The following is a 26,925-nucleotide window of genomic DNA, read 5'->3' as shown; positions in this document are numbered from 1 at the left end:
TTCATTGCGTTCACGGATGGTCCCAGGCGGTCGGGTCGTGTCGCAGAATGGGGGTCCCGCGACGAGGCGAGGAGGATCGGACCGTGGCACCGAGACGTTGGAGCATCGCCAGGCGGCTGTTCGCGCTGCAGCTGTTGTTCGTCGTGGTCGGCGTCGCGGTGGGCGGCGCCTGGAGCTGGTCGTCGGCGCGCGCGGACCTCGAGGAGCGTGCCGCCGACCGGAGCACCGCCGTCGCGGTCTCGATCGCGCGGAACCCCTTCGTCGTCGAGCAGGCGTCGACGAGCGATCCTTCCGCACGGCTCGAGCCGTACGCGCTCGACCTGATGCGCCGCACGCAGACGGACTTCATCACGATCATGGCGCCGGACCGCACCCGCTGGACGCACCCGGACCGCGCCGAGATCGGCCGGCCCTTCCGCGGCACGATCACGCCGGCGCTGCGGGGCGAGACCTTCACCGAGACCTTCGCCGGGACGCTCGGCCCCTCGGTGCGCGCGGTCACCCCGATCACCGACCAGGACGGCACGGTCGTCGGGCTCGTCGCCGCGGGCGTCACCGTCGCGAACATCTCCACCGCGCTGGTGCCCCGGCTCGTGTCCGTCGTCGTGCTCGCCCTGGCGATCGTCGCGGTCTCGGCGCTGTTCTCGTGGCTGCTCAGCCGGTACCTCGGCCGGGTCACCGGTGGCCGCGGTCCCGAGGAGCTCGCGCGGGTGTTCGCCTCGTACGAGGGCGTGCTCCACTCGGTGCACGAGGGACTCGTCGTCATCGACCGGTCCGGCGCCGTCGTGCTGCACAACGACCGGGCAGCGGAACTGCTGCACCTGCCCCCGCCCGCCGAACGGCAGGAGCCGATCCCGCTCGCCGAGGTCGACCTGCCGGAGGGCCTGCGGACGCTGCTCGCCTCCGGGGACCGCGCGGTCGACGAGACCCACGAGACGGCCGACCGGGTGCTCGTCGTGAACCAGGAGCTGGCGTTCCCGCGGGGGTCGGCGAAGCCGCTCGGCACGGTGGCGACGATCCGGGACCGGACCGAGGTGCTGCACCTGTCCGGGGAGCTCGCGGCGACGCGGACCCTCACGGACGCGCTGCGGTCGCAGACGCACGAGTTCGCCAACCGGATGCACGCGGTCGTCGCCCTCATGGAGCTCGGTCGTGTCGACGAGGCGATCCGCTTCGCGTCGGACGAGCTCGACCGGCACGCGGACGCCGGGGCGCCCGGGGTCGGTGTCCGCCCGGACGGCGGGGGACCGCTCACCGCGACCGCCCAGGTGCTCGCCGCCGTGCTGAACGGGAAGCGCGCGCAGGCGCACGAGCGCGGCGTCGTGCTCGGGGCCGACACCAGCGGCCTGCGAGGGGCGGTGTCCGCGCCCGCGAGCGACGTGATCACGGTGCTCGGGAACCTCGTCGACAACGCCGTGGACGCCGTGGCCGAACACGCCGGGGGACCGGAAGGACCTCGGGTGCAGGTCACCGTCGCGACGCTCGACGACGGGCACACGCGGATCACGGTCGAGGACAACGGCCCCGGGATCGCCGACGTCGGTGCCGCCTACGAACGGGGGTGGTCGACGAAGCCGTCCGGGCCGGAGGGGCGGGGGATCGGACTCGACCTCGTCCGCTCCACCCTCGCCGCCGTCGGTGGGACGATGACCGTCGACACCGGCCTCACGGGGAGCACCTTCGTGGTCGACCTCGACGCGCGGCAGGTGGTGGCGTGACCGACACGATCCGGGTCCTGATCGTCGAGGACGAACCCCTCACCGCGGAGGCCCACGCCGCGTACGTCGCGCGGGTGGAGGGCTTCACGGTGGTCGCCTCCGCGGCGACCGGACGGGAGATGCTCGCCGCGGTCGCCGCCGAGAAGCCCGACCTCGTCCTGCTCGACTTCAACCTGCCCGACGCCCACGGCCTGCAGCTCGTCCGCGCCCTGCGCACCGCCGGGTCCGCCGTCGACGTCATCGCCGTCACCGCTGCGAACGACGTCCGGGGCGTGCGGAACGCGATCGCGCTCGGCATCGTGCAGTACCTCGTCAAGCCGTTCAGCTTCCGCACATTCGCCGACCGCCTGACCACGTACCGCGAGTACCGCCGCGGGTTCGACGACCGTCGGTCGCTCTCGCAGGCGGACATCGACCAGCGGCTCAGCACGCTCCGCCCGGCGGTGCCGACCGAGCCGGAGAAGGGCATCGCGCGCGAGACGCTCGAGTCGATCGAGGGCGTCCTGATGCGTGCGGACGGCGGGGCTTCGGCGACCGAGGTGGCGCAGGCGACGGGGACCTCGCGCGTGACCGCCCGCCGGTACCTGGAGCACTTCGTCGCCGTCGGGCAGGTCGAGAAGGACGTCCGGCACAGCGGCCAGGGGAGACCGGAGTACGAGTACCGCTGGCTACGGTGACCTGACCCGCGAGTGCGGTCTCGAGCGACGGCCCGGCGAGACGGCATCCGGTCTCGTGGTCATGACGATCCCGGTACGCGAACTCCGCGCATGCTGCACCGGGATCGTCAATGGTGCAGACCGAAGACAGGTCGCTGACGCGACCACGGGCGGACGGGAGGCGCGGTGCGGGTCGGCACCGCGCCTCCCGCCCGGCAGTCGTCCGGTCGGACCGGCGGACGCGCGCCGAGTCGTCCGGGGGCGTGTCCCGGTCACGGGACCGGTGCCGGTGCCCCGCCGTCGACGGCGGAACGCGCACCGTCGCCGTGCAGGTCGGCGTACGCGCGCGCCCGCCGGATGCGGCGCAGCGTCGGCGGCGCCGCCCAGAGCAGGACGGCCGCCATCAGCAACAGGAACACGACGGGGAGCAGCCCGAGTTCGCCGCGCACGGCGTATGAGACGAACTGGCACGTGATCCCGCCGTACAGCAGTCCCGTGAACGCCAGTTGGAACCGCAGCACGAGGGGGAGGAGCCGGGCATACCGGAGTGCGCCGCGCTGGTCCTCCGCGTCGAGGAGGAGTGCCTTCCCGCGGAGGACGACCTGCGCGAAGCGCCGCAGTCGTCCGATGTCCCGACCACCGGTGGCGCGGAGCGCACGGCTGAAGGGCAGGGAGACGAGCACGGCGGCGATGGCCGTCGCCGTGAACGTCAGCTGTCCCGCCAGGAACGCCTCCTGCGCGAGGTCCGGCCCGCGTTCGCGGAGGAGCGTCGCGAGCAGGGTGTGCATCATCGAGGCCACGGCGGCGGCGATGGCGAACGTGACGGCGATCGTGCGGACCTTCCGGCGGACGATCGTCGGGGCGGGTACGACGTCGTCGCCGGGCCGGTCGACCACGGGCTCCGTCCTCCGGAAGCGGTCGCCGAGCGGCCTCGCGACGGCGAGCAGCACCGCAGCGCCGGCGATGAGCACCACGGGGACCCAGGACGGCGCACCGGCCGCCACGCTCGCGAGCACGAGGACCACGGCGGCGACCACGGCGGCGACCACGTCCGCGCCGACGACGCCGACGAACCACCAGCGGAGGTACCGACGTCCCTCGGGCGAGGACCGGTGGTCCCAGTACCCGGCGAACGCCCCGATCAGCATCGGCCCCAGGACGAGGAACGGCGTGGTGATCGACGTCGCGACGCGGAGTCCCTGCGGCGCACCGTCGAGCTGGAGGGCGACGAGCAGCCCGGCCCCGAGCGACCGTGCAGTCAGCACGACCACCGTCAGCAGGTAGGCGAGAAGGCGCATCGTTGCTCCTTCGGGACAGCATTCACCACGATCGTGTTCGCGGACGGGGACCTCGCGCGTGCCCGCCCGCTGACGAGCCGCGGATCGTGTAGTGTCGGACATCAGATTACGGGTCACACGACGGGGGTAGTGTGCATGACGATCGCATTCGATGACGCGGCTGCCGAGGCGCTGGTCGCCGCAGCCGACGGCGCCTCCAGAGATCTCAGGGCTCAGGCGATCGCGAACCGGGTGCGGGTCGAGACCGTCGCGACGGACTTCCGCGGCGGTTATGCGACGCTCTTCACAGCGGGCAGCACGGTCCGGTCGGAGGACACGCAGAAGCTCGCGGGGGTGCTCGCAGACTTTGGGGACGCGGTCGGACAGGCCAGGCGTGAGGCCGACCAAGAGCGTCGTCGACAGCGTGCAGTCCGTGAGTGGACCGCACGAGAGGCGGAGCGTGACCGTCGCCGAGCTTCTGGCGACCCGTTCGCAGCGTCGTCGGCGTTCGTCGACGGACTCGTCGACGTCCGCCCCGACCACACCGCTGTCCGCCCCACCCCGCTGTCCGCGAACTTCTCCCCACGGGCGCGGGTCCGGTCCGGTGCAGCCGGCTCCGGCGGGACGTCGGCAGCCGACCCGGACGCTCTCCGCGTCTTCGCCGGCGCGAGCCGCGCTGCCGACCTCAGCACCGCACAGCACCTCATCCAGGTGAAGAACGCCTGGAGCAGGTTCCGTTCGACGTGCGCGTGGACACCCGTCGAGGGCTCGACGGTGGTCGGGGGTTTCGATGCGCTGCTGGCCGAGAACGCAGCGGAGGCAAGTTGGCTCGAGGGCATCGCCACGGCATTCGAACGTGCGGGCGGTGGATCCCTCCCCGATCTCGCGCTCGATGCCGTCGCCGTCACGTCGTCGTCCCCCGAACTCGCGCGGCTCCTGCGACCGGGCCTCACCCCGGCGGAGGTGGCCGAAGCGTACGCGCAGCTCCCGCAGACGGACGCGTACGTGCGGTCCCTGCCGTTGGCCGCGCAGTACCTGTTCGCGAACCTCGACGGGGTTCCGGCAGCCAAGCGCGACATCGCATCGCGCGCCGTGCTCGCGGCTGCTGTCGAGGAGCCCGAGCGGGTGTACCAGCTCATGGGCTTCGGAGAGCAGCGCGGGCTGTCCGACTTCACGGAACAGGTGCGGGGGCTCCAGGAAGCAGTGCGCAAGGCCGACGTCCGGGCGAGGTACCTCCCGGGCGGCCCCACGATGCAGAAGGCGCAACTCGTGGGGTTCGGTGAGCACGACGGCGCGCTGGTCGCCGCGGTGTCGCTGGGTGACCTGGACACGGCCGCGAACGTGACGGTGAACGTCCCGGGGATGAGCTCGGACGTCGCCGGGATGGGCGGACGAGTGGTTGCTGCCGAAGGGCTCCTGCGAAGAGCGCACGAGACCGACTCCGACCAGACGTACGCTGTCGTGTCCTGGGTCGGCTACCACGCGCCAGTGCCCGGCACGGTCGGTTTGCCCGACCGTTCGGAGTCGGGAGCTGCCGAACTCGCGTCGTTCCTCGACGGAATCCATGACAGCAGGACCGGAGGGCCTCCGGATCGCGTCACGGTCGCCGCCCACTCGTACGGGTCCACGACCGCGGTGCAAGGCCTCGAGCTCACTCGACACCGCGTCGACTCGTTCGTGTCCTACGGCTCGGTGGGCTTCCCGTACGGTACGGAAGTCGAGGACATCAACGCCAGCGCCGTCTACGCCACACAGGCTCAAGCGGATCAACTCGCCACGGTCGGTCAGCGTCTGGGCATCTTGACCAGGGCCGACCCGCGATTGTTCGACGGCGTGCAAGTGTTCTCGTCGGAGGCCGGTCCGGAGACGGAGTCCGTGACCGGCCACGACATGTGGCACGACCCGGAATCCGACGATGTCGGCTACCTCTCGAAGAAGTCCAGGTCGTTGCAGGAGATCGCTGAGATCGTTGCGAAGGGGAAGGTGGGCTCATGAGTGTCCTGAGGACGACCACACGACGCCGAGTCGTGATCGCGGCGCTCGCCGCACTCCTGCTCGCGACGGCGGGGTGCGCGACCAGCACAGGAAGAGGGAACGACGTGGCCGAACAGGGTGCGCGAGACGCCGCCGGGGCGACCCGGCAGCAGGTGGAGCGGATGAGTCTGCACGAGGAGTTCGATCTCGCCGGTGAGCGGTACGAGCGAGGTCAGGCGCTGCTCGCCGACGCACAGGCGCGGATCTCCGACGGGGTGTGGACCTGGAACGGCGGGGACGTTCTCCCGCTTCCCGGCGACGATGCGTTCGGCGACGTGCCCGACGGGGCGACGGCGGAGAACAGTTACTCGTTCCGGACGGTCCGGATCCTCCACCCGGAGGGGGCGACCGGCGCGGCTGCGGACCTCGAACCGATGCGGCGCTGGTTCGACGAGGAGGGGTGGCGTTCGCGGAGCGCCGAGATCGGGCAGAGCACCGAGCTGCGGGCGGACACCGGGGACGGCTGGTGGGTGACGTGGACGGTGCGGAAGAACGGCCAGTACTCGGTCGGCGTCTACAGCGAGACGTTCTGGACCAACGACACCGATGCGCTCGTCGAGGCGATCGCAGTCCGAGACCCGGCGGACTTCCCCGAGGAGTCGGCGCCCGGGGTGTCCGCGCCCTTCCCGAAGTGGAGTGACCCGGTGCGGGAGCCCTGAGGGACCGTGCCTCCACCGCGGTCAGAACGACAAGCCGTCGCCCACCGCGCCGAGCACCACGCCGATCGCCCTGCCGACCGGACGGACGACGAGTCGCCAGGACCAGAGCGCTCGTCGCGGCCACCACGCCGGGGCATCGGCGTTCGCGCGTCGATGCATCTCGGCAGCGCGCTCGCTCCGTGTCCACGGGCGGTCGCGGTGCTTCGGACCCACGTTCACCCCCAGATCATCCGGTCGGACAGCTCCTCGGGGATCTCCTCGTCGAGCGGCAGCTCGAACCGCTCGAAACCTTCGGGCATCGCGCGGTAGCTCGCCCACCGATCGACGAGCTCGGCAGCGGCACGGTCGGCCTCGTCCGCGGAGGCGAAGAACCCGAGGAGCTTGGCGCCGATCACCTCGTCCTCCGCCACCGTGGACCGGTGCACGAGGAGCCAGACGGTCATGCGTCGACCTGGAAGAAGTCGGAGTTCCAGCCGCTGACGATCCCGACCTCGTACCGGTCGACGTGGACCGTGCGACTGCCGCCCGTCTCCCGTCGCCGCTCCGCGGCGTAGGCGTTCGCTGCCGCTGCCGTGGAGAAGGCGCCGAGGACCCGGTCGAGGTCGTCGTCACCGGGGAAGATGGCGTCCTCCTCGGACACCCACCACACGGCCGTGGGCGCTTCGGGATCAGGAGTGCTCTGCACCGTGACACCGTACCGACCGCGATCGCGTCACGTTCCGGATTCTGACGATCTCGGTGCACGGATCCCGAGGATGCTGCACCGGGATCGTCACAACCGCAGAACGATGACGGGTCGCTGACTCGACCATGCGTGAAGCGACCACGAGCGTCGCGACCACGCGCGGACGCGGACCGACGGTGGGTCGCTGTCGCGACCACGGTCGGACGGGAGGCGCGGTGCGGGCCGGCACCGCGCCTCCCGTCCGCCCGTGGTCCGGTCAGACCGCGACACCAGTCGTTCCGGCGCGCGACACCGGACGGTCCCCGGGCGTCGGAACCACGAGGGCTCCTGCTCGTCAGTCGAACATCTCCGCCAGGGCCGCGTACGGGTCGCCCTCGACCCGGTGCGCCGACCGCCCCTCGGGCCAGTGCGTCGTGCCGTCGTCCGGCCAGCACGGTACGACGTGGAAGTGCAGGTGCGGGACGCTCTGCCCGGCGTCCGGGCCCGAGGCCTGCAGCACGACCGTCCCCGTCGCCCCGAGACCCGCACGCATCGCACGGGTGACGCGCTGCACGAGCGCGATCGTCGCCGCGAGCGATGTCGGCCCGGCGGTGCGGAGGTCGACCGTGTGATCCACCGGCACGACGAGCGTGTGCCCCGGGGCCAGTGCGGAGTCGGGCAGGGGCGCGAACGCCACCGCCTCGGGTTCCCGCTCGACCCACACGGCGGGCGACGAGCCCGCGATGATGCCACAGAAGGTGCAGGCGTCCGTCATCCCCGACGCCGTGCCCGTGCGAGCACCGCGACGACGGCCAGGCCCGCTGCGACGGCTCCGCCCCAGATGAGTGCGGTCATGGTTCCCCCTCCGTCCGGCGTCGGTCACCACGTCGGTGTGGTGCGCTCGACGCTCCCGTACCCGGATCGCGTCCGTGACCCGGGGCCCGCGTCCGTTCCCCGGGTCGCGGTCGACTCCGAGTATGGCGTCGGCAGGCCCGATCGGTCCAGCGTCGGTCGGTCGGTCGGTCGGAACGGGAGCGTGCTGCGTGGCCGAGCTGTCCGAGCCCTCATGGTGCACCGGGGTCGTTCGTCATACGATCGTCTTGCGGCACCCGTGGTGCAGCCGTTCGGGTCGGCTCGCACCGCGGGTGCTCACCACCCGTCCGCACGGGGGCACGGCACCGTGCTGGTCGCCGCGGACGGCCGGGAGGCGCGGCTCGCGCCCGTCACGCCGCCCACGTCCGCCCCGCCGACCGTAGGGTGACCGCATGACCGTGCACGTCCGACCCGTCCGCCCCGCCGACGAACGGGCGTGGTCGACGCTCTACGCCGGGTACCGCGCCTTCTACCGACTCCCCGACGACCCCGCGGCCGTGGCGACCACCTGGTCGTGGGTGTCCTCCGGTGCGCACGGCCTGACCGGGCTCGTCGCGGTCGACGCCGACGACCGACCCGTGGCGCTCGCGAACCTCCGCCGGTTCGTCCGACCGTCGACCGCGAGCACCGGGCTGTACCTCGACGACCTGTTCACGGCACCGGACGCGCGGGGCACCGGTGCGGCGACGGCGCTCCTGCACGCGGCTGCGTCCCTCGCGGCCGACGAGGGTGCGACCGTCGTCCGGTGGATCACCGCCACCGACAACGACCGGGCCCGCCGCGTGTACGACACGGTCGCGTCGGCGACGCCGTGGGTCACCTACGACCTGGCGCCGGCACCGCACTGACGGCGCCGGCACCGCACTGACGGCACCGGTCGACGCGGTCGATCGCCGTGGTCAGCCCGCGTCGCCGAGGAAGGCGACGTCCACCCAGGGCAGGAGGTCCCGGTCGACCACCGCGGTGACGACCCGGCCGTCGTCGAACGGGAACGCGGACCCCACCACGAACGGGTCGGTGTCGAGCAGCAGTCCGACGCGCTCCTCGCCGTCGACGACCACGGGGTGCGGTCGGACGGCGTCCACGGTCACGAGCTCGACCCACGGACCTCGGGGCGACGGGCCGTCGAGCCCGTGCGCGCCGCGGTGGTGGTCGTGCAGCACGTGGTCGACGTGGGCACGGAGGAGCTCCCGGGCGTCCTGGTCGCCGGCGGCGCTCCAGTGCGTCGTGACCGCGTCCCACATCGTCGGGAAGCGCATCCGGTCGCGAGCAGCCAGCAGCCACGCGGGAAGGTCGCCCGGGACCGGGCCGTCGAGTGCGGCACGCTCGGCCGCCGACAGGTCGGCCAGGTTCACCGGGTCGTCCCGGTCGTCGGGGTTCCGCCAGAAGCCGTAGTTGCGGGTGACAGCGGCGTCGACGGTCACCGCGTCCGACCCGCTGCCGTGCTGGCTCTCCTGCAGCCCGGTCACGCCGAGGTCCTCGAGGTGGCGCTGCGCGACGAGACCGGCGACGCGGATGCCGAGTGCCGCCACCCGCGCGCGCACGGCGAGCGAGGGGTCCGGCGCGTCCGATCCGACGCGACCCGACACGTGCACGTCAGGCCGCCACGCCGCGTGTGACGACCGTGGCCGTCCGCGGTCCGTCCCGGTGGTCCCTCGACCGCTCCCCGTCGCCGCTGCCCCTGTGCTGCCCCATCCCGTCACGCTAGCGCGCCCGGGCGCGCGCCGACAGGGGCGGTCGCACGCACGCACGCACGCACGCAGGCAGGCAGGCAGGCACACGCGTGCCGCGACACGGCCTGACCGAGTGAACACCGGTCCGACAGGTGACCGGTGGCGGACGGGAGGCGCGGTGCGGGCCCGCACCGCGCCTCCCGTCCGTCCCGTCCTCAGACCGTCGCCGGCACCGCGACCCGCGTCAGCCGGACCGGGACGGCCTTCGACACCGGGGTGTTGCTGCCCTTCGCCGCACTGTCCAGCGGGACGAGCACGTTCGCCTCCGGGAAGTACGCCGCGGCGCAGCCGCGCGCACTCGGGTACGCGACGATCCGGTACCCGCGCAGGACGCGTTCGACGTCGTCGTGCCACACGGTCGCGACGTCGACCGTGTCGCCGTCCTGCAGTCCGAGCTCGGTCAGGTCGTCCGGGTTCACGAACACCACGTGCCGGCCCTTCTTGATGCCGCGGTACCGGTCGTTCAGACTGTAGATCGTCGTGTTGTACTGGTCGTGCGACCGCAGGGTCTGGAGCAGCAGGGTGCCCTCGGGACGCTCGACGTGCTCGAGCTCGTTGACCGTGATCATCGCCTTGCCGGTCTTCGTCGCGAAGGTCCGGGAGTCGCGGGGGCCGTTCGGCAGGACGAAGCCCTCCTTGCTGCCGGCGCGACGGGAGTAGTCCTCGAAGCCGGGGACGACGTGGCTGATGTGCTCGCGGATCACGTCGTAGTCGTCGCGCATGGCCGACCAGTCGATCGGGAGGCGGTCGCCGAGCGTGGCCTTCGCCAGCTCGCAGACGATCGCGACCTCGGACAGCAGGCCGGGGGCGACGGGCGGGACCTGGCCGTGGCTGCCGTGCACGGAGCAGACGGTGTCCTCGACCGAGACGAACTGCGGGCCGGCGGCCTGGACGTCGATCTCGGTGCGGCCCATGGTCGGCAGGATCAGGGCTTCCCGGCCGACGACGGCGTGCGAGCGGTTGAGCTTGGTGGACACCTGCACGGTCATCTCGGTGCCGCGGAACGCCTGCTCGGCGAGCTGGCTGTCCGAGATCGCGGCGACGAGGTTGCCGCCCATGCCCATCCAGAACTTGATGTCGCCGCGTTGCATCCCGTGGATGCCCTTGAGCGCGTCGACGCCGTGCTCGCGGGGCGGCTCGAAGTGGAACTCCTCCGCCAGCGCGTCGAGGAACGTGTCCGGCATCTGCTCCCAGATGCCCATCGTCCGGTCGCCCTGGACGTTGCTGTGCCCGCGGATCGGCGAGGCACCGGCGCCCGGGCGGCCGATGTTCCCGCGGAGGAGCAGGAGGTTGATGATCTCCTTGATCGTGTCGACGGCCTTGACGTGCTGCGTGATGCCCATCGCCCACGTGATGATCGTCCGCTCGGAACGCAGGTACCGTTCGGCGAGCTCGTCGATCTCCTCGATCGCGAGGCCCGTGGCCCGGACGACCTCGTCGTCGTCGACCTGGAGGATGTGCTCCACGAACGCCTCGTACCCGCTCGTGTGCTTCTCGATGAACGCGTGGTCCACGACGGACCCGGGCGTGCGCTGCTCCGCGAGGACCACGCGCTTGGCGATCGCCTGCAGCAGCGCCATGTCGCCGCCGAGCCGGATCTGCAGGAACTGGTCGGCGATCTCGGTGCCGTGGCCGACCACGCCGCGCACGCGCTGCGGGTTCTTGTAGCGGCGCAGGCCGGCCTCGGGCAGCGGGTTCACCGCGACGATCTCGGCCCCGTTGCGCTTGGCGTCCTCGAGCGCGGTGAGCATCCGGGGGTGGTTCGTGCCGGGGTTCTGGCCCATCACGATGATGAGCTCGGTGTGCTCGAAGTCGTCGTACGCGATGGTCGACTTCCCGATGCCGACGGTCTCGGCCATCGCCAGGCTCGTCGACTCGTGGCACATGTTCGAGCAGTCGGGCAGGTTGTTCGTGCCGAAGGCCCGGACGAACAGCTGGTAGACGAAGGCGGCCTCGTTCGAGGTGCGTCCGGACGTGTAGAACGACGCCTGGTCGGGGGAGTCGAGGCCGTTGAGCTTGTCGGCGACGATCCGGAACGCCCGCTCCCAGCTGATCGGCTCGTAGTGGTCCTTCCCCGCGGGCTTCCACACGGGTTCGGTCAGACGGCCCTGCATGCCGAGCCAGTACTCGGTCTTGTCGGCGAGGTCGTCGACGGAGTGCTCGGCCCAGAACGAGCGCGGCACGAGGACCGGGGTGGCCTCCCACACGACCGCCTTGCCGCCGTTCTCGCAGAACTCGGCGGTCTTGCGCTTGTCCGGGTCCGGCCAGGCGCAGCTCATGCAGTCGAAGCCGCCCTTCTGGTTCAGGGACAGCATGAGCTTGGCGGTGCGGGCGAGGCCGAGCTGCTCGATCGCGGGCCCCATCGAGTGCAGGACGCCGGGGACGCCGGCCGCCCAGTCCTTCGGCTCGCCGACCGTCATGTCGGCGTCGGTCACGTCGTCCTTCGGGGGCTGTTCGGTCACGGGGCGCTCACTGTCTGTCGGGGCTGCTGTACCGGTTCGGGGGCGGTGTCGGCCGGCTCGACGATCCGCTCGGCTCGGCTGTAGACGACCATGCTCTGGCCGCGCAGGAAGCCGACGATCGTGATGCCGACCTCCTTCGCCAGGTCGACCGCGAGCGACGACGGTGCCGACACCGCCGCGAGGACCGGGACCCCGGCCATCGACGCCTTCTGTGTCAACTCGAAGCTCGCGCGACCCGAGACCATGAGGACGGTGCCGCCGAGGGGCAGTCGGCCCTCCTTGACGGCCCACCCGACGACCTTGTCGACGGCGTTGTGGCGGCCGACGTCCTCGCGCAGGACGAGCATCTCGCCGGACCGCCCGTCGAACAGTGCGGCGGCGTGCAGACCGCCGGTCTTCTCGAACACGTCCTGGGCCTCGCGGAGCCGGTCGGGGAAGGTCGCGAGGAGCGCCGGGTCGAGCACGAGCGGGTCGTGCAGGACCGCGTGCTGCGAGGTGGTGCGGACCGCGTCGATGCTCGCCTTGCCGCACAGGCCGCAGGAGCTCGTCGTGTAGAACGCCCGCTCCAGGCTGGGATCGGGTGCGGGGACGCCCGGCGCGAGCGTCACGTCGAGCACGTTGTAGGTGTTCAGCCCCTCGTCCGTCGCACCCGCGCAGTACCGTGCCGCGGCGAAGTCGTCACCGCGGGCGATGACCCCCTCGGACACCAGGAACCCGGCCGCGAGGTCGACGTCGTTGCCCGGGGTCCGCATCGTGATCGCGAGCGAGTTCCCACCGACCCGGATCTCGAGCGGCTCCTCGACCGCGAGCAGGTCGTCACGCACCGACCGGGACGTCGCGACGGTGATGCGGGTGACGCGCTTGCGCGCCGTGATCCGGCTCATGGTCCGGGTCTACCACCCGAGCCGGTGACGCTGCCAGTGCGGGTGCGGTTTCCGCGGGCGGAGACCGGCCGGCTGTCGTGGCCGTCGTGCCGCCGCGTCGGCCTCGCGTCCGCGTCGTCCCCCGGCGGCCGGCTCCCCCGGCGGTCCGCTCCGCCGTGCGGTTCGCGTCAGCGGGTCCAGGGCAGCCGGACGGGAGGCACGGCATCGCCCGCCACGCCGCCACCGGGTCCGACGACCAGCAGCCCGTCGGCGTCGGCCAGCCCCCGCAGCATCGCCGACGTCTGGTGGGTGGTCGGGACCGCCCCCTCCGGGGTCGTCCGGTACGCCGTGACCAGCGAGCCGGGGCGGTCGTTCGGCACGTCCACGGCCAGGCGGACGTGCTCGACGGGTTCGGTCGGCCGGCCGAGCACCCCGGCGACGAGGGGGCCGCCGAGCAGCACCAGGCCGACCATCGCCGCCATCGGGTTGCCGGGCAGGCACAGGAAGACGGTCGCACCGCGCCGGGCGAGCAGCATCGGTCGGCCGGGACGCACGTCGACCCGGTCGATCAGCAGCTCGGCGCCGATCCGGGCGAGGGCGCCGCGGACGTGGTCGGTCGACGACCCCGCGGTGCCGCCGGTCGTGACGACGATCCGCTCCTCGGCCGCGTCGAGCACCCGCGCGGTGGCGTCGGCGTCGTCGGACACCCGCTCGGCCGCGACCGGGTCGGCGCCGTACGCACGGAGCACGGTCGGCAACGTGTGGGTGAACACGTCGCGCACCTGTCCGGGTCGTGGGACGCCCGCACCGACGATCTCGTCACCGAGCACCGCGACGCGTGCGGTCGGCGCGGGGACGACGAGCACGTCGTCGACGCCGGACGCCGCCGCGAGGGCCGCTCGTGGCGGGGTCAGGACCGTGCCGGCGGGGAACAGCGTGCTGTGCCGGGCGACCTCCTCGCCCGCGGGCCGGACGTGCCGGCGGTCCGAGGCGGTGTGCCGGACGAGCCGTCCTGCGTTGTCGACCGCGGCGTCCTCCGAGCGCACCACGGCCGTCGTCCCGCGCGGGACGGGAGCTCCCGTGGTGATCGGCCGCGCCTGTCGGTCCCGGAGCGGCTCCGTCGGCACGGTGGCCCCGGCGACGATCGGTGCGCCGAGGTCCCACGGGCCGTCGCCCGCGACCGCCCAGCCGTCCATCGCGGCGCCGTCGTGTCCGGGGACGTCACCCGGGGCGACGAGGTCCCCGACGAGCGTGCGACCGATCGCCGCGGCCAGGTCGAGTCGGAGCGGTGCCGACGACGGGTCGAGCCGGGCCAGGTCGTCAGCGAGCCGGGCGCCCTGCCGGTGCGCCTCGTCGCGCGCTGCCTGCCAGGGGAGGAGGACCGCCGTCACCGGGGGCCGGAGCCGGAGCCGGAGCCGGCGGACCCGGTGCCGTCGTCGGTGCTCGGGCCGGTGCCGGCGTCGCGTGCCAGGGCGAGGCGCGTGGCGGTCGCGGCGGCGGCCGCGACGTCCGCGGGGGAGCCTCCGCGGAGCCCGGCGGCGTAGCCGACCAGGAACGTGGTGAGCGGTGCGGCCGGCCGGGCGACCCCGTGCGCGGCGTCGCGGGCGAGGTCGAGCACGACGTCGCGGTCGAGCGTGAAGTCCTCGGGGAAGCCGAGCGCCGCGACGAGCTCGGCGGTCCATGCGGCGAGGACGTCGTCGGTGGTCATGCGGTCAGTCAAGCAGCCGCGGGGTGTCGGCGACCCGCGCGGCGTCGGCCGGTTCGTCCACGTCCGCACAGAGTCCGGCGGACAGCGCGACCTCGACGAGTCGCAGGGCGGCGGTGAGCCGTCGGACCGCCGCGCCGTCCGGGTCCCCGAGCGCGGCGACGGCGTCGCGCAGGGCCGTCGACCGGTAGAGCGCGAGGAGGGGCTGCCGGCGGCCGTCCTCGTCCACGGCGACGAACCCGTCGACGTCGCGGCCGTCGGTGTCGGACCCGTCGGCGTCGGCCCTGGCCTCCGCAGCGCGCAGCAGTGCGTCGACCGCCCGCTCGGGCTGCACGAGGTCGCAGGCGAGCACGAGCGTCCACGGCGCGGGTTCGGCCACGGCGGTGAGCCCCGCGACGATCCCGGCGACGGGTCCACCGAACGGCGGGTCCTCGCGCGTGACGACGACCCCGTCCGGCGCGGTCCGGCCGTCCCGGAGCCCGACGAGCACGACGGTGCGGGCACGGGCGGCAGCGGCGACGGCGTGGTCCGACAGCGCCAGGCCGTCGGCGACGATCGCGGTCTTGTCGACCCCGCCCATCCGCGACGCCTGGCCGCCCGCGAGCAGGACGGCGTCGTGCTGCACGCCCACGACCTCGACCATGTCTGCACCCTACGTTCACCACCCACCGCCCCGCCTGACGCGGGATCGCCGCTAGCGTGACGGGTGTGACCTCCCGAACCCGACGGCGTGCGACGTGAGCGGCCTGCACGCGGTGCCGACCATCCACGACGTGGCGGCGCTCGCCGGGGTGTCGAAGTCCGTCGTGTCGCGGGCACTCGCGGGGGCGTACGGGGTGGCGCCGGCGACGATCGAACGGGTGAAGCGCGCCGCCGTCGAGCTCGGCTACGTCGCGAACGCCAACGCCCGCGGGATGTCCGCGCACCGCACCCACACGCTCGGGGTGTTCGTCCGCGACGCCGCGACGCCGTTCTACGGGCACCTGCTCACGGCGTTCCAGCTGCAGGCAGCCGCCCGCGGTTACCGGGCCGTCACGGCGACGGGCGCGGGGTCGTTCCCGGTCGCCGAGGAACGCCGCGCGCTCGAGACGCTCGTCTCGCTCCGCGTCGAGGGGCTCATCGTCTGCAGCGGGGCGCTGCCGGTCGAGGACGTCCTGCCCTTCGCCCGTCGCATCCCCACGGTCATCGCCGGACGCCCGGAGCGCGACGCGTCGGTCAGCAGCGTCTACTGCGACGAGCGCGGCGGCGGTCGGGCCCTGGCGGACCAGGTCGCCGACGCCGGGCACGTGCGGGTCGCGGTGCTCACGATCAGCGCCGCGGGGTCCCTCACCCAGTCGGCGCGGACGGACGCCATGGCGCGGCGGCTCCGGACCCGCGGCGTCGACGTCCTGCGGATCCGCGCGGAGGACCACGGCAACGACCCCCGCGCGCTCGACTCCTTCGTCGCGGCGGTGATCTCGGCGGGCGGGGTGTCGGCGATCATGGCGCCGAGCGACCACTACGCCGTCGGGGTCCTCGAGGCGCTGCGCCGCCGGGGACTCTCCGCGCCGGAGGACTTCTCGGTCACGGGCTACGACGGCATCCGCCCGTACGCCACCGAGCTGTTCGGGATCACCTCGTGGCGGCAGCCGCTCGACGTGATCGGCACGATGGCGGTCGACGCGGTCGTGGACCAGATCGACGCGAGCCGGTCGAACGCCGCCCACGTCGCCGTCGACGGCGAGTTCGTCCCGGGCCGGACGCTCGCCCGCGCCTGACCGACCGCCGATCACGGGGCTTCCGTCACCGGTCGTTCACCGCTTCGTCACCACAGGGAGGGCTGCGCTCGGGAACGATCCCGACCACGATGGGGAACGTTCCCGGAACCGCGACGAACAGGATCACCGTGTCGAACCCCGCCGTCCTCGAGCCCACCACCACGACCACCGCCACGACGCCCACGACGACCCCCGTCGTCACCGCCAAGGGTGCCCGCGACGACAGTGACCCCTACCGCTACGGCGTCTACCTGCGCCCCGACCCCCGGACGTGCCGCGCGGTCACGGTCGTCACCGACCAGCTCCGCGCCCAGTACGGCCTGGTGTCCTCCGGCGCGTTCCCGCCGCACGCGACCCTGGTCGGCAGCCAGCCGTTCGGGTCCGCCGAGTCCGCGGTCGTCGACGCCCTGACCGCGCTGCTCGACGGACGCCCGGGGTTCCCGGTGCACAACGCCGGCGTCCGCGAGCAGGGCATCGGATTCGTGTACGACGTCGCCACGAACCCCGACGGCTCCCGCAACACCGCGTTCGACCAGCTCGCGATCGACGTCGACGCGGCGGTCGCCCCGTTCCGGCGGCCGATGAACGCGCCGCTGCCGAACGACCACGACCCGGAGCGCTACCGCCCGCACCTGTCGCTCGCGTCGCACGACCTGTACGTCCGCCCCGACCTGCACGACGAGGTCGGCGAGTTCATCCGCGGCCTCGACGTCCCGGTGCCGTCCGACTTCGCCGGTGACACCGTCGTGCTGTACCGCACCGCGAGCCCCGACTGGACGGGCCGCTGGTGGCAGACGATGACCTGGGAGCACGTCCGCACCTGGAAGCTCCGCACGCCGTGACCGCGACGCTGCGCGACGTCGCACGCCGGACCGGCATGTCCCGCTCGCTGGTCTCGCTCGCCCTGCGGGGCGACGACGGGGTGTCCGCACCACGTCGGGAACTGGCCGTGCGCGCCGCGGACGAGCTGGGCCTCCCGGTCGGCTCGTTGGCGCGCCGTCGCGCGGCGGGCGCACCGCTCGTGCTGGGCGTCCTGCTGACCGAGCGGGCGAACCCGTTCCACACGGAGGTCCTGCGCAGCGCGCAGGCCACCGCGGACACCCTGGGGTTCGCGCTGCGGGTCGCCGACGCGTTCCGTGACGACGACCGCCTGGTCGCCGGCCTGGAGGCGCTGCACGCGTCCGCCGGGTCGGCCGACGGGGTGCTCGGGGTCGCGGTGGTCAGCAGCCGGCTCCCGCCGGCCGCGCTCGCCGCGGTCGCGGCGGACCTGCCGGTCGCGGTCCTCGGGTCGGCGGGCGACGCGCTCGCCGGACGCGGGGTGGACACGGTCCGCTCCGACGAGGAGACTGGGATGCGGGACCTCGTGCTGCACCTCGCGGCGGCGGGCCACGTCCGCACCTGCTTCGTCGGCGAGACCGACCACCCGTCGACCACGCGTCGCGCGCGGGCGTACGCCGTGGCCGTCGGGGTGCTGCCCACGGCGGTGCGGACCGAGGACGTCGAGGCCCTCGTGGTGGACCCGGCGCGGCTCGCGACGCTGCTCGGGGACGGTGTCACGGCGTTCGTCACCGCGAACGACGCGACCGCCGCCCGGCTCGTGACCGCGGCCGCGGGCGTCGGACTCCGACTGCCCGGGATCGCCTCGGTGACCGGGTTCGACGGCACCACGCTCGCGGGACGGCTCGACCTGACGACCGTCGACCAGCCCCGCGCGCGGATGGGTGCCCGCGTGGTGGAGCTCGTCGTCGAGCGGCTGCGCGGTCGGCGGGTCGAGCGGCACGAGGTGCTGCCGACCCGGTTGGAGCAGCGCGGCTCCGTCCACGCGGTCGAGCCCGTCCTCGGCGCCCGCGGCTGACCCGGGGCGGTCGGTGCCCCGCTGACCGGTGGACCGGTGCTCGCCTGCGGTCAGGGGCGTCGGGTGATCGTCGCGGACAGCGCCGCGACCCGGGCGACCAGGTGCTCGTGCCGGTCACCCGCGCCGCCGGCGACGTAGTCCTCGGCGTCGACCGCTCGGTCCGTCGCGACGCCGTGCCGGAAGCCGCGGAACCAGCCGCCGGCGCGCTCGAGCACCAGCGCGCCGGCGGCGACGTCCCAGGGGTGCGTCGCGAACCCCATCGTCACGTCGGACCACCCCGCGGCGACGTGCACCAGGTTGAGCGCCCCGCTCCCGGTGCTGTGGTGGTGGCGGTAGCGCAGGGTCAGGTCGCGGAGCAGGTCGAACGCGGCAGTCTCGCCGAGCAGTTCGAGGTCCTGCTGCACCGGGAAGCTGGTCAGCACGGTGGCCGACGCGGCCGGTGCGGACGCGGACCGCACCGGCCGCCCGTCGAGCCACGCGCCCCCGTCGTCGGCGCTGAAGACGTGGTCGGCGACGGGGTCGTGGACGACGCCGGCGGCGACGGTGCCGTCGACCTCCGCGGCGATCGAGACGCACCAGTACGCCAGGCCCCTGGCGAAGTTCGCGGTGCCGTCGATGGGGTCGACGATCCAGCGGACGCGCGCACCGGCGGGGGCGGGGCCGGTCGTGCCCTCCTCCCCGAGGACCGTGGAACCGGGGACGGCCGCCGTGAGGAACGCGGTCAGGGCGCGCTCAGCAGCGCGGTCGTGCTCGGTCACGACGTCGTGCGCGTCGCGCTTGGTGTCCACGACGACGTCGGAGCGGAAGGCGCGGAGGAGCGCCGGTGCGACGGCGCGCGCGGCGTCCTCGGCGGCGCGGCGGAGTGCGGCGGGTCCGGGGGCCGCGGGGGCGGGGCGGTCGGGCTCGGGGCGGTCGTGCACGGGGTCGTCGGTCATGTGCTCCGGTGTACGACGCGCGGCGCGCTGGACGCGGAACCGCGGGCGACGGGCGACCGTCCCGCGGGTGAACTCCGGCGTCGGGCCCGGGGCTGACGGGACTGATCGGGGCCTGCTGTCGAACACTGCGTGAACGGCGGGCGGCGGGCCGTCGACCTCCCTTGCGACCGCGTGACGGACACCAGCACAGTGGTGCCGTCCCCAGATCGGGAACGTTCCCTGAAACGAGGAGTCCCCACCATGACGGTCTCCGTCCGGCCCGGCTTGGTCGCCGGTCGCCAGCGGTCCGCCCCGGCCACCCGCTCCTGGCACCGGGCCGATCGACGCGTCGGCGTCGTGCTGCTCCTGCCCGCGCTCGTCGTGTTCGCGGTCTTCGTCTTCTGGCCGCTCGGCCGCGTGCTCGTCCTCAGCACGCAGGGCACCGACGTCTTCGGGCAGCCCGCCGGGTCGGTCGGGCTGCAGAACTACGTCCGGACCTTCACCGACCCGGCGTTCGGTCGGACGATGGTCAACACCGCGGTGTTCTGCGCCGGGGTCGTCGCGGCGCGTGTGGTGTTCGGCCTGCTCATCGTGGTGCCGCTCACCGCGAAGCTCCGCGGCACGACGGTCTACCGGGCCCTCCTGACGTCCCCGATGGTCGTGTCGGTGTCCGCCGCGTCCGTCGCCTTCGCCGCGATGCTCGCGCCGGGGACCGGGCTCGTCGACACCGTCGTGCAGCAGCTCGGCGGGACCCCGGTGCCGTGGCTGACGAGCACGCACTGGGCGCTGTTCAGCGTGATCGTCGTCACCGCGTGGGGGTCGCTCGGCTTCACGGTCCTGCTCCTGCTCGGTGCGTTCGGTGCGATCGACCCGGAGGTCGTCGAGGCCGCGCAGCTCGACGGTGCCGGACCCGTCCGGGCGTTCTGGTCGGTGTCGTTGCCGCTCGTCACCCCGACGCTGTTCTTCGTCGTCGTGACCGGGACCGTCGAGGCGCTGACGACGTTCGGGCAGGTCCAGATCCTCACCGGCGGGGGACCGGCGGACTCGTCGAGGACCCTCGTCTACGCGATCTACCAGCAGGCGTTCGGCGCCGCGAGTGCGAACTTCGGGCTCGCCGCGGCGCTCGGCGTCGTGCTCTTCCTGCTCGTCCTCGCGCTGTCGCTCGTGCAGTTCGGCGTGCTCGAGAAGCGGGTGCACTACTGATGGGCCCGCGCACCGCACGTCGGATCCGCAGCACCCTGCTGCACGCCTGGCTCGTCGTCGCCGTCGTTGTCGTCTGCTTCCCGCTGTACTACGTGTTCGAGGGTGCGCTCACCCCGTCGGATTACCTGCACGAGGGGCTCCCCGGCCTCGTGCCGGTCCACCTCGACCTCGGGAACGTCGAACGCGCCCTGCAGGTCGCACCGCTCGGACGGCAGTTCCTCAACAGCGTCGTCGTCACGCTCGCGCAGACGACGCTGCAGGTCGTGATCGGCATCGTCACCGCGTACGCCCTGGTGTTCTGCCGGCTCCGTGGCACCCGGGCGATCTTCCTCGTCCTGCTCGCCAGCATGATGATCCCCGGCGAGACGACCCTCATCGCGAACTACCTGACGGTCGCGTCCTGGCACCTCATCGACACCCTGCTCGTCGTGTTCCTGCCGTTCGTCGCCTCGGCGCTGACGATCTTCCTGTTCCGCCAGGCGTTCCTGTCCTTCCCCGCCGAGCTGCACGAGGCCGCCGTGCTCGACGGCGCCGGACACGTCCGGTTCATCCGCTCGATGCTCCTGCCGGTCACGCGGCCGACGCTCGTGTCGGTGACGCTCGTCAGCGCGACCGCGGCCTGGAACGGCTTCTTCTGGCCGCTGCTCGTGACGAACTCGCCCGAGAACCGGACCGTGCAGGTGGGCATCGCGCAGCTGTCGAACGCCGAGGCCTCGGACGTCGGTGTCGTGCTGGCCGGTGCGGCGATGGTCACGCTCCCCGTGCTCGTGCTGGTCCTCGTGGCGCAGCGCTTCCTCGCCGGTGGGATCACCGCCGGCGCCCTCAAGTAGCACCGTCCCGCAGCACCCCGGACCTCGCCCGTCCCTGTCTCGTCCGTCCCGTCCCGTCCCGTCTCGTCTCGTCTCGTCTCGTCTCGTCTCGTCCCCACAGGAAGGCACACCCATGCCCGCTCGTCGATCCTCCGCGTTCGCGTTCGCGGTCGCAGCCGCCTCCGCCGCGGCGCTGCTCGCCCTGACCGGCTGCTCCGCGTCCGGCTCGGCCACCCCGGCCGCGTCCTCCGGTCCGGTCACCGTCGACTTCTGGCACGCCATGACCGGCCCCGCCGCCACCGAGTTGACCGAGCTCGTCAGCCAGTACAACGCCGCGAACACGCAGGGCGTCACGGTGAGGGCCACGTTCCAGGGCCAGTACGCCGACGTCCAGACGAAGTACACCGCCGCGGTGCAGTCCGGCTCCACCCCGGACCTGCTCATGATGAACGACGTCGCCACGGGCTTCATGGTCGACTCCGGGCAGACCGTGTCGCCGTCGACCTTCGCGGGCGAGACGGCCACGGGCGGGAGCATCGTCCCCGCGGCGAAGGCGTACTACAGCGCCGGGGACGGCCTCGCCGCGATGCCGTTCTCGGTGTCGATGCCCGTGCTCTACCTCGACAAGGCGATCGTCGAGCGCGCGGGACTCGACGTCACGAAGCCGCCGACGACCCTCGACGAGGTCGCGCGGTGGGCCGACCAGATCCACCGCAGCACGGGGCTGTACGGCATGAGCATGAACATGGCGGACTCGTGGATGCTCGAGGAGCTCAGCGCCTCGGGCGGGCAGCAGTTCTGCACCCCGTCGAACGGCCGGAAGGGCAAGGCCGTCACCGGCGTCTCGCTCACCTCGGACACGCAGGTCGCCTTCATGACGACGCTCCAGGGGCTGTACCGGGACGGCGCCGCGCTCAACCCCGGCACCGACTCGGCGGCGCAGAACTCCGCGTTCTCGAGCGGCAAGGTCGGCATGGTCCTGACCTCGTCCGGTGCCTACACGACCCTCGACCCGACCGGCACGAAGTCGGTCGTGGCCACCTTCCCGACCACGTCCGGCGCGAAGGGCGCCGGACCGGTGATCGGCGGCAACGCCCTGTGGATCTCGGGGAAGGGGCACTCGACCGCCGAGCAGCGCGCCGCCCACGACTTCGCCGCCTGGCTCGAGACCCCCGAGGTGCAGGCCGAGTGGGCGAAGGCGACCGGCTACCTCGCCGTGAACACGAAGGCGCAGGACACCACGGTCGGCAAGCAGTCCCTCACCGACCCGAACGTCGCGACGATGTACCGCCAGCTCGCCGACGACCCGACGAGCACCGCGAGTGCGGGCTGCGTCACCGGTGCGTTCCCGACGGTCCGTGCGACCGTGATCGGCGCGTTCGACCGGGTGGTCGAGGGCGCCGACGTGCGGACCACCATGCGGGCCGCCGAGGCGCAGGCGAAGACGCAGATCGCCTCGTACAACCAGGCCGCCGGCAAGTGACCCGCGCCGTCGGGGGCGTCTGCCGCTCCCGACGGCACGGTCCGCGGTCGACCGGTGCGCCCCGAGCACCGTTGACGCGGTCCCCAGGCTCACGACCGGGCAGCCGTCGGGACGTCACGACGCCCGGCGGACCCACCGTTCCTCGTCGAGGCCGGTCCCGGGATCGGTCTCCGGGGCGCCGGACGGCAGGAACCCGTGGCGGGCGTAGAAGCGCTTCGCCCGCTCGTTCACGCTGAACACGAGCAGGTGTGCGTCCTCGCCACCGATCGCGGCGTCGAGCAGGCGGTCGGCCAGCCCGGTCCCATGCACGTCGCGATCGAGGTACAGCGTGCAGAGCTCCAGGGCGGGGAGGTCGTCCGCCCCGGGGTCCGTCGGGGCCGTGCTCACGACACCGGACAGCCGGCCGTCGCGGAGCGCGATCAGCACGCGTCGTCCGCCGCTCCGGATCCGCTCGGCCCACCGTGCTGCGCGGTCGCGGGAGGCGCTCGAGTCCAGGAACGCGTCGGGCACCACCCCGCGGTAGGTCTGCTCCCAGCACGCGGACTGGAACGCCCCGATCGCGTCCGCGTCGGCGACAAGCGCTTCCCTGATGTCCATGCACCGATCCTGGTGCACGGACGCCCGGGTCACCGCGCGCGGCGGTAGGCGCTGCCGTCGCTCGTGTGGACCGAGGACGGGTCGTCGAGCATGCGCAGGGTGTACTCCGCGCAGTCGACGAACGTCCCGATGCTGATCCAGTGGCGCGAGCGCTGCAGGGTCCCCTTCGACGGGCCGTCCGACCCGATGCCCGCGCGGTGCACGCTCCACTGCAGGTCCCGCGCCTCGGTGTCGAGGTACCGCATGACCGCCTCGTTGTCGCGGTGCTGCCCGAGGTAGGCGCGCGCGACGGTGGCGCGCACGATCCGGAGGGGCAGCGCGAGCGGTCGGCCGGGGGCGCCGCTGAGGCCACCCGCCTGGTACACGAACCGGTGCACGCCCTGCCGCCGCATCGCCGGGACGAGCTCGCGGACGAACTCGGTGTTCACGAGGCGGTGCTCCTGCGCCTGCCGGTCGCCGATCATCGCGACGACGGCGTCGACGCCGTCGAGGAGCCCGTCGAGGTCGAGCCGGTCCGTGATCGACCCCTGGACGACCTCGAGTCGGTCGTGCTGCACACGGAGCTTGTCGGGGGTGCGGGCGAGGGCCCGGACCCGGTGGCCGGCGTCGAGGGCGAGCCGGGTGAAGTGCTGGCCGGTCTGTCCGGTCGCACCGAGGACGAGGAGGTTCTGGAAGGAGGTCACGTGCTCAATGTAGGCGCTGTCTAGAATCTGGGCAACGTCTAGTTCGGAGTATCCTCGAGGCGTGACCGACCGGCCCTTCCACCACGGCAACCTCCGCGCCGTCCTGCTCGACGAAGCGGTGGCCGCCCTGCGGGAGTCCGGCGTCGAAGGGCTGTCGCTCCGCGAGCTCGCCCGCCGCGCCGGTGTGAGCCACGGTGCCCCGCGGAGCCACTTCGTCGACCGCCGGGCGCTGCTCGACGCGCTCGCCGTGCTGGGGTTCGAGCGCCTGCACGACCGCGTGCAGCAGGCGATCGCCGGGTCGGACGGCCTGCGTGACCGCTTCCGCCGAGTGGCGCACGCCTACGTCGACTTCGCGGTCGAGGACGCCGCGCTCATGGAGCTCATGTTCGAGGGGAAGGCCGTCGGGGCCGCGGCCGCCGAGGTCCAGGCGGCCGCGGGCACCCTGTTCACCCTGCTCGACAGCGCGATGGGACCGGCGCGCGCCGGCACGCCGGCCGACCAGGACGAGGGCGCCCCGGACGGCGGCGGACACGACGACGGCGACCACGAGGGCGATCCGCGCGACGGCGACCCCCGTGACGACGGCGCCCGCGAGACCTTCAAGATGCTCTTCGCGGCGACCATGCAGGGCATCGCCACGCTCGTCGTGTCGCGACGGATCGGGCGGACCCAGGGCGACGAGCTCGTGGACGCCGCGGCGGAGACGATGCTCGGTTCGGACCTGGCGCGACGCGCCGTCTCCGCCGACTGACGGTCACCGACCCGGTCAGGAGCACCGCTCGAGGGCGAAGGACGCCCCGCCGGCACCGCCCCACTGCTGGCCACGACCGGTGCTCGGCACGGCCGAGGCGGACGCCGGACCCCACCGGTGCAGGACCGTGCACCCGAGGTCGTCGGTGGCCTGCCGCACGGGGTCGGAGGACCGAGCGGTCGAGGACACGACGAACAGCCGCTCCTGCCCGGAGCGCACGAGCGACTCGACCTGCGCCGTGGTGAACACCGGCACCTGTCCGGAGAAGCCGCCGTCGGTCAGGACCTCGGCACCGGTGTCCCCGATGACGTCGGCCGCGATCCGCCACGAGTCGGTGAGGAAGAGCGGGCCGCCGTCCCGTCCGCCACCCGCGCGTCGGGCCTCCGCGACGAGCGCCGCCTCGTCGGCCGGCAACCGGGTGTGCCCGCCGACGACGTCGGGCGCCGAGACGTGGAACGCGTCGGCCGTGCTGGTCCCGCGGGTCGGGGCGCCCGTTCGGCCGAGCGCGAGCGCCCGCTCCGGGACGGCACCGCCGCGGGCGAAGGCGCCCTGCGCGAGGCCGACCGAGGCGTCGCCGCCGCTGCCGTCCCGCGCGGCGTCGAGCGCCTGCAGCGAGAAGCACGCCGGTCCGAGCACGACCGCGGCGGCGAGCAGCCCCGCGGCGAGCCGGCGACCACCCGTGGCACCCCGACCGCCCGTGACGCCCGGACTGCCCGTGGCACCCCGACCGTCCGCGTCGCCACGCAGGCCGCCACCGGCCGTGGCTCCCGCGCGCCGCCACCGCACGACGAGCGCGACGAGCGCCGCGACGGTCACCCCGACGGCGACCGTGCCGAGCAGTGCCGGCTCGGACGCGGCGCGGGCCAGCCACGCCCACCACGCGCCCTGGACCACGAGCAGCCCGACGGGCACGAGCCGCAGCCGGCGGTCCGCCGCGTCGACGAACCCTGCGGCGCCCCACCAGCCGAGCGCGCCGAGCGCCGCGAGCTGCACCCCGGCACCCGCGACGTACGCGGTGTGCGGGAGCCGCAGGACGGACAGCACCACGACCGCGGTCCCGAGCCACACGACCAGCGCGACGAGCGTGGCGGCGGGGAGGCGCGCCTCCCGGCCGGCGGACCGTCGCCACCACCGGACCGCGCCGATGCCGACCCCGGTGAGCGCCGCGGGCCACGACCAGCCGACCTGCGACGCGTAGCGCGGCGAGAAGAGCTGCAGGAGCGAGTGGCCGTCGCCGCGACCGGCGGTCGCGGCGCGCCACGCGTCCGCGACGTGCGTGCCGGCGTGCCCGACGGCCGCGCCCAGCGTGCCGACGGCGCCGGGCCACAGCCCGGGCATGAAGCGGTCGACGCCGTTGTAGCCGAACACCATCGCGAACACGCTGTCGTCGGTCGACCCGTCGAAGTAGGGGTGGTCGCCCGCCGGGAGCAGTGCGAGCGCGACCGGCCAGGCGAGGCTCGCGACGACCGCGGCGCCGACCAGCGCGGCCACGTGTCCCGCGGCACGGCGCCACCGGGGGCCCGGTCCGGCGGTGGCGACCACCGTCGCGAGCACCAGGGCCGGCAGCACCAGCCAGGCCTGCAGCATCTTCGCCTGGAACCCGACGCCGACGAACAGGCCGGCGAGCAGCAGCGGCCACCACGTGCGGGTCAGCGCGGCCCGCTGCCACCACACCAGCGCGACGGCGAGCGCCATCGTGAGCAGGCCGTCCTCCATCGGGTGACCGAACATCGAGACGAAGATCGGGGTCCCCGCGGCGAGTGCGGCGGCGACCAGACCGGCCCGGGCCCCGAGCCAGCGCAGCACGACGAGCGACACGGCGAGGGTCGTGACGGCGCCCTCGAGGACCTGGGGGAGCGCGAGGGAAGCGGTGGACATGCCGAACAGGTGGATGCTGATCGCCTGCGGCACCGCGAACCCGGCGAGCTTGTCGAGGGTGACGGTCGCGTCGGGGTCGAACGAGCCGGACAGGAACGCCGGCAGGGACTCGGACATCGAGCGGGCGGCGGCGGCGTAGAACGCGGAGTCGCCGCCGCGGGCGAGGTTCCAGCTCGTCAGGACGGCGCCGAGCACGACGATCACGGCGAGGGTGGCGCGCTGCCCCCGGGTCTGGTGCCACCAGCGGACGGGGCGGGCGGGGGTGGGGGTCGGGGTCCCCCGGTTCGGGTCGTTCGGGTCCATGCGCTGAAGATCGCGCCGCAGTCGATGAACGAGCCTCGGGAGACCGGG

27 protein-coding genes are annotated in these 26,925 nt (G+C 73.5%); 12 read left to right on the top strand and 15 right to left on the bottom strand.

The genetic code is table 11. The features are described from left to right. Positions 1-83: 83 nt before the first annotated feature. Both QOL16_RS14335 and QOL16_RS14330 read left to right on the top strand, forming a co-directional pair. On the top strand, positions 84-1,718 hold the full coding sequence (locus QOL16_RS14335) for an ATP-binding protein (protein ID WP_254780213.1): 1,635 nt from the start codon (positions 84-86) through the stop codon (positions 1,716-1,718). Continuing rightward, positions 1,715-2,395, top strand: coding sequence for a response regulator (locus tag QOL16_RS14330; protein ID WP_071283697.1), 681 nt, complete (start codon positions 1,715-1,717; stop codon positions 2,393-2,395). The genes QOL16_RS14335 and QOL16_RS14330 overlap by 4 nt, the downstream gene beginning before the upstream one ends. Before the next feature lie 251 nt (positions 2,396-2,646). On the opposite strand, the gene QOL16_RS14325 is transcribed toward QOL16_RS14330, so the two are convergent. Further along, complete coding sequence (locus QOL16_RS14325; RefSeq protein ID WP_071283694.1) at positions 2,647-3,672, bottom strand: hypothetical protein; 1,026 nt, start codon at positions 3,670-3,672, stop codon at positions 2,647-2,649. 135 nt (positions 3,673-3,807) lie between these two features. Here QOL16_RS14325 and QOL16_RS14320 point away from each other — a divergent pair, with 135 nt between their 5' ends. Together QOL16_RS14320 and QOL16_RS14315 are read left to right on the top strand one after the other, a co-directional pair. Then, a complete protein-coding gene (locus tag QOL16_RS14320) occupies positions 3,808-5,646 on the top strand; it encodes an alpha/beta hydrolase (protein WP_071283690.1) in 1,839 nt (612 codons plus the stop codon). Further along, positions 5,643-6,344: a hypothetical protein gene (locus tag QOL16_RS14315; protein WP_139197455.1), complete on the top strand. Its 702-nt coding sequence runs from the start codon at positions 5,643-5,645 to the stop codon at positions 6,342-6,344. The genes QOL16_RS14320 and QOL16_RS14315 overlap by 4 nt, the downstream gene beginning before the upstream one ends. 21 nt (positions 6,345-6,365) lie before the next feature. Here the strand turns inward: QOL16_RS14315 and QOL16_RS14310 are convergent, their stop codons facing one another. The 4 genes from QOL16_RS14310 to QOL16_RS14295 all read right to left on the bottom strand — a co-directional run bounded on the left by QOL16_RS14310 (position 6,366) and on the right by QOL16_RS14295 (position 7,783). Next, positions 6,366-6,563, bottom strand: a complete 198-nt coding sequence (locus QOL16_RS14310; RefSeq protein WP_071246976.1) for a hypothetical protein — start codon at positions 6,561-6,563, stop codon at positions 6,366-6,368. Continuing rightward, positions 6,560-6,787, bottom strand: a complete 228-nt coding sequence (locus QOL16_RS14305) for a hypothetical protein (RefSeq protein ID WP_071246978.1) — start codon at positions 6,785-6,787, stop codon at positions 6,560-6,562. The genes QOL16_RS14310 and QOL16_RS14305 overlap by 4 nt, the downstream gene beginning before the upstream one ends. Then, the gene (locus QOL16_RS14300) at positions 6,784-7,029 is read right to left on the bottom strand and encodes a hypothetical protein (protein WP_139197456.1); all 246 of its coding nucleotides are present in this window, start codon (positions 7,027-7,029) and stop codon (positions 6,784-6,786) included. Before QOL16_RS14300 ends, QOL16_RS14305 begins: the two co-directional genes overlap by 4 nt. 334 nt (positions 7,030-7,363) lie before the next feature. Continuing rightward, entirely contained in the window at positions 7,364-7,783 is a 420-nt protein-coding gene (locus QOL16_RS14295; protein ID WP_071283687.1) for an HIT family protein, read from the bottom strand. A 490-nt stretch (positions 7,784-8,273) separates the two neighbouring features. On the opposite strand from QOL16_RS14295, the gene QOL16_RS14290 reads away from it, so the two are divergent. Continuing rightward, positions 8,274-8,729: a GNAT family N-acetyltransferase gene (locus QOL16_RS14290; RefSeq protein WP_065964457.1), complete on the top strand. Its 456-nt coding sequence runs from the start codon at positions 8,274-8,276 to the stop codon at positions 8,727-8,729. Positions 8,730-8,780: 51 nt separating this feature from the next. Here the strand turns inward: QOL16_RS14290 and QOL16_RS14285 are convergent, their stop codons facing one another. The 6 genes from QOL16_RS14285 to QOL16_RS14260 form a co-directional block, all read right to left on the bottom strand. Further along, entirely contained in the window at positions 8,781-9,476 is a 696-nt protein-coding gene (locus tag QOL16_RS14285; RefSeq protein WP_071283684.1) for a hypothetical protein, read from the bottom strand. A 293-nt stretch (positions 9,477-9,769) separates the two neighbouring features. Continuing rightward, positions 9,770-12,034 (bottom strand): FdhF/YdeP family oxidoreductase, encoded by a 2,265-nt coding sequence (locus QOL16_RS14280; protein WP_071247013.1) that lies wholly within the window; start codon positions 12,032-12,034, stop codon positions 9,770-9,772. A 38-nt stretch (positions 12,035-12,072) separates the two neighbouring features. Then, on the bottom strand, positions 12,073-12,960 hold the full coding sequence (fdhD, locus tag QOL16_RS14275; protein ID WP_071283681.1) for a formate dehydrogenase accessory sulfurtransferase FdhD: 888 nt from the start codon (positions 12,958-12,960) through the stop codon (positions 12,073-12,075). Between the two features lie 167 nt (positions 12,961-13,127). Next, a complete protein-coding gene (locus QOL16_RS14270) occupies positions 13,128-14,330 on the bottom strand; it encodes a molybdopterin molybdotransferase MoeA (RefSeq protein ID WP_071283678.1) in 1,203 nt (400 codons plus the stop codon). Further along, positions 14,327-14,647: a DUF6457 domain-containing protein gene (locus tag QOL16_RS14265; RefSeq protein WP_071283674.1), complete on the bottom strand. Its 321-nt coding sequence runs from the start codon at positions 14,645-14,647 to the stop codon at positions 14,327-14,329. Before QOL16_RS14265 ends, QOL16_RS14270 begins: the two co-directional genes overlap by 4 nt. Positions 14,648-14,651: 4 nt before the next feature. Beyond that, on the bottom strand, positions 14,652-15,287 hold the full coding sequence (locus QOL16_RS14260) for a molybdenum cofactor guanylyltransferase (RefSeq protein ID WP_071283670.1): 636 nt from the start codon (positions 15,285-15,287) through the stop codon (positions 14,652-14,654). Between the two features lie 94 nt (positions 15,288-15,381). Between QOL16_RS14260 and QOL16_RS14255 the strand changes: the two genes are divergently transcribed. From QOL16_RS14255 to QOL16_RS14245, 3 genes are all read left to right on the top strand, one after another. Further along, a complete protein-coding gene (locus tag QOL16_RS14255; protein WP_071246988.1) occupies positions 15,382-16,401 on the top strand; it encodes a LacI family DNA-binding transcriptional regulator in 1,020 nt (339 codons plus the stop codon). Positions 16,402-16,529: 128 nt separating this feature from the next. Beyond that, a complete protein-coding gene (locus QOL16_RS14250; protein ID WP_254780211.1) occupies positions 16,530-17,243 on the top strand; it encodes a 2'-5' RNA ligase family protein in 714 nt (237 codons plus the stop codon). After that, positions 17,189-18,256: a LacI family DNA-binding transcriptional regulator gene (locus QOL16_RS14245; RefSeq protein ID WP_175473059.1), complete on the top strand. Its 1,068-nt coding sequence runs from the start codon at positions 17,189-17,191 to the stop codon at positions 18,254-18,256. Before QOL16_RS14250 ends, QOL16_RS14245 begins: the two co-directional genes overlap by 55 nt. Before the next feature lie 50 nt (positions 18,257-18,306). Here the strand turns inward: QOL16_RS14245 and QOL16_RS14240 are convergent, their stop codons facing one another. Further along, positions 18,307-19,191, bottom strand: coding sequence for an inositol monophosphatase (locus tag QOL16_RS14240; RefSeq protein WP_071246992.1), 885 nt, complete (start codon positions 19,189-19,191; stop codon positions 18,307-18,309). A 240-nt stretch (positions 19,192-19,431) separates the two neighbouring features. Between QOL16_RS14240 and QOL16_RS14235 the strand changes: the two genes are divergently transcribed. The 3 genes from QOL16_RS14235 to QOL16_RS14225 all read left to right on the top strand — a co-directional run bounded on the left by QOL16_RS14235 (position 19,432) and on the right by QOL16_RS14225 (position 22,665). Beyond that, complete coding sequence (locus QOL16_RS14235) at positions 19,432-20,373, top strand: carbohydrate ABC transporter permease (RefSeq protein ID WP_071246994.1); 942 nt, start codon at positions 19,432-19,434, stop codon at positions 20,371-20,373. Next, positions 20,373-21,203, top strand: a complete 831-nt coding sequence (locus QOL16_RS14230; RefSeq protein ID WP_071246996.1) for a carbohydrate ABC transporter permease — start codon at positions 20,373-20,375, stop codon at positions 21,201-21,203. Before QOL16_RS14235 ends, QOL16_RS14230 begins: the two co-directional genes overlap by 1 nt. Positions 21,204-21,315: 112 nt before the next feature. After that, positions 21,316-22,665, top strand: coding sequence for an ABC transporter substrate-binding protein (locus QOL16_RS14225; protein WP_071246998.1), 1,350 nt, complete (start codon positions 21,316-21,318; stop codon positions 22,663-22,665). 114 nt (positions 22,666-22,779) lie between these two features. On the opposite strand, the gene QOL16_RS14220 is transcribed toward QOL16_RS14225, so the two are convergent. Both QOL16_RS14220 and QOL16_RS14215 read right to left on the bottom strand, forming a co-directional pair. Beyond that, entirely contained in the window at positions 22,780-23,262 is a 483-nt protein-coding gene (locus tag QOL16_RS14220) for a GNAT family N-acetyltransferase (protein WP_071247000.1), read from the bottom strand. 29 nt (positions 23,263-23,291) lie between these two features. Next, positions 23,292-23,945 (bottom strand): NAD(P)-dependent oxidoreductase, encoded by a 654-nt coding sequence (locus QOL16_RS14215; RefSeq protein WP_071247002.1) that lies wholly within the window; start codon positions 23,943-23,945, stop codon positions 23,292-23,294. A 61-nt stretch (positions 23,946-24,006) separates the two neighbouring features. Here QOL16_RS14215 and QOL16_RS14210 point away from each other — a divergent pair, with 61 nt between their 5' ends. After that, the gene (locus QOL16_RS14210) at positions 24,007-24,696 is read left to right on the top strand and encodes a TetR/AcrR family transcriptional regulator (RefSeq protein ID WP_065965070.1); all 690 of its coding nucleotides are present in this window, start codon (positions 24,007-24,009) and stop codon (positions 24,694-24,696) included. A 15-nt stretch (positions 24,697-24,711) separates the two neighbouring features. Here the strand turns inward: QOL16_RS14210 and QOL16_RS14205 are convergent, their stop codons facing one another. Then, positions 24,712-26,877 carry a glycosyltransferase family 39 protein gene (locus QOL16_RS14205; protein ID WP_071283663.1) on the bottom strand — a complete coding sequence of 722 codons (2,166 nt, stop codon included), beginning with the start codon at positions 26,875-26,877 and terminating at the stop codon, positions 24,712-24,714. Between the last annotated feature and the right edge of the window lie 48 nt (positions 26,878-26,925).

The organism is Curtobacterium sp. MCBA15_004 (genome assembly GCF_001865055.2).
GTDB lineage: Bacteria > Actinomycetota > Actinomycetes > Actinomycetales > Microbacteriaceae > Curtobacterium.
Note: the sequence above shows the minus strand (reverse complement) of the source record. Positions and strands in the feature narration are given on the sequence as shown.

Coding starts and splice junctions, on each gene's coding strand:
- QOL16_RS14235 (WP_071246994.1), top strand. CDS start 19,432: ATGACGGTCTCCGTCCGGCCCGGCTTGGTCGCCGGTCGCCAGCGGTCC.
- QOL16_RS14230 (WP_071246996.1), top strand. CDS start 20,373: ATGGGCCCGCGCACCGCACGTCGGATCCGCAGCACCCTGCTGCACGCC.
- QOL16_RS14260 (WP_071283670.1), bottom strand. CDS start 15,287: ATGGTCGAGGTCGTGGGCGTGCAGCACGACGCCGTCCTGCTCGCGGGC.
- QOL16_RS14225 (WP_071246998.1), top strand. CDS start 21,316: ATGCCCGCTCGTCGATCCTCCGCGTTCGCGTTCGCGGTCGCAGCCGCC.
- QOL16_RS14205 (WP_071283663.1), bottom strand. CDS start 26,877: ATGGACCCGAACGACCCGAACCGGGGGACCCCGACCCCCACCCCCGCC.
- QOL16_RS14315 (WP_139197455.1), top strand. CDS start 5,643: ATGAGTGTCCTGAGGACGACCACACGACGCCGAGTCGTGATCGCGGCG.
- QOL16_RS14265 (WP_071283674.1), bottom strand. CDS start 14,647: ATGACCACCGACGACGTCCTCGCCGCATGGACCGCCGAGCTCGTCGCG.
- QOL16_RS14295 (WP_071283687.1), bottom strand. CDS start 7,783: ATGACGGACGCCTGCACCTTCTGTGGCATCATCGCGGGCTCGTCGCCC.
- QOL16_RS14320 (WP_071283690.1), top strand. CDS start 3,808: ATGACGATCGCATTCGATGACGCGGCTGCCGAGGCGCTGGTCGCCGCA.
- QOL16_RS14240 (WP_071246992.1), bottom strand. CDS start 19,191: ATGACCGACGACCCCGTGCACGACCGCCCCGAGCCCGACCGCCCCGCC.
- QOL16_RS14305 (WP_071246978.1), bottom strand. CDS start 6,787: ATGACCGTCTGGCTCCTCGTGCACCGGTCCACGGTGGCGGAGGACGAG.
- fdhD (WP_071283681.1), bottom strand. CDS start 12,960: ATGAGCCGGATCACGGCGCGCAAGCGCGTCACCCGCATCACCGTCGCG.
- QOL16_RS14220 (WP_071247000.1), bottom strand. CDS start 23,262: ATGGACATCAGGGAAGCGCTTGTCGCCGACGCGGACGCGATCGGGGCG.
- QOL16_RS14280 (WP_071247013.1), bottom strand. CDS start 12,034: ATGACGGTCGGCGAGCCGAAGGACTGGGCGGCCGGCGTCCCCGGCGTC.
- QOL16_RS14325 (WP_071283694.1), bottom strand. CDS start 3,672: ATGCGCCTTCTCGCCTACCTGCTGACGGTGGTCGTGCTGACTGCACGG.
- QOL16_RS14290 (WP_065964457.1), top strand. CDS start 8,274: ATGACCGTGCACGTCCGACCCGTCCGCCCCGCCGACGAACGGGCGTGG.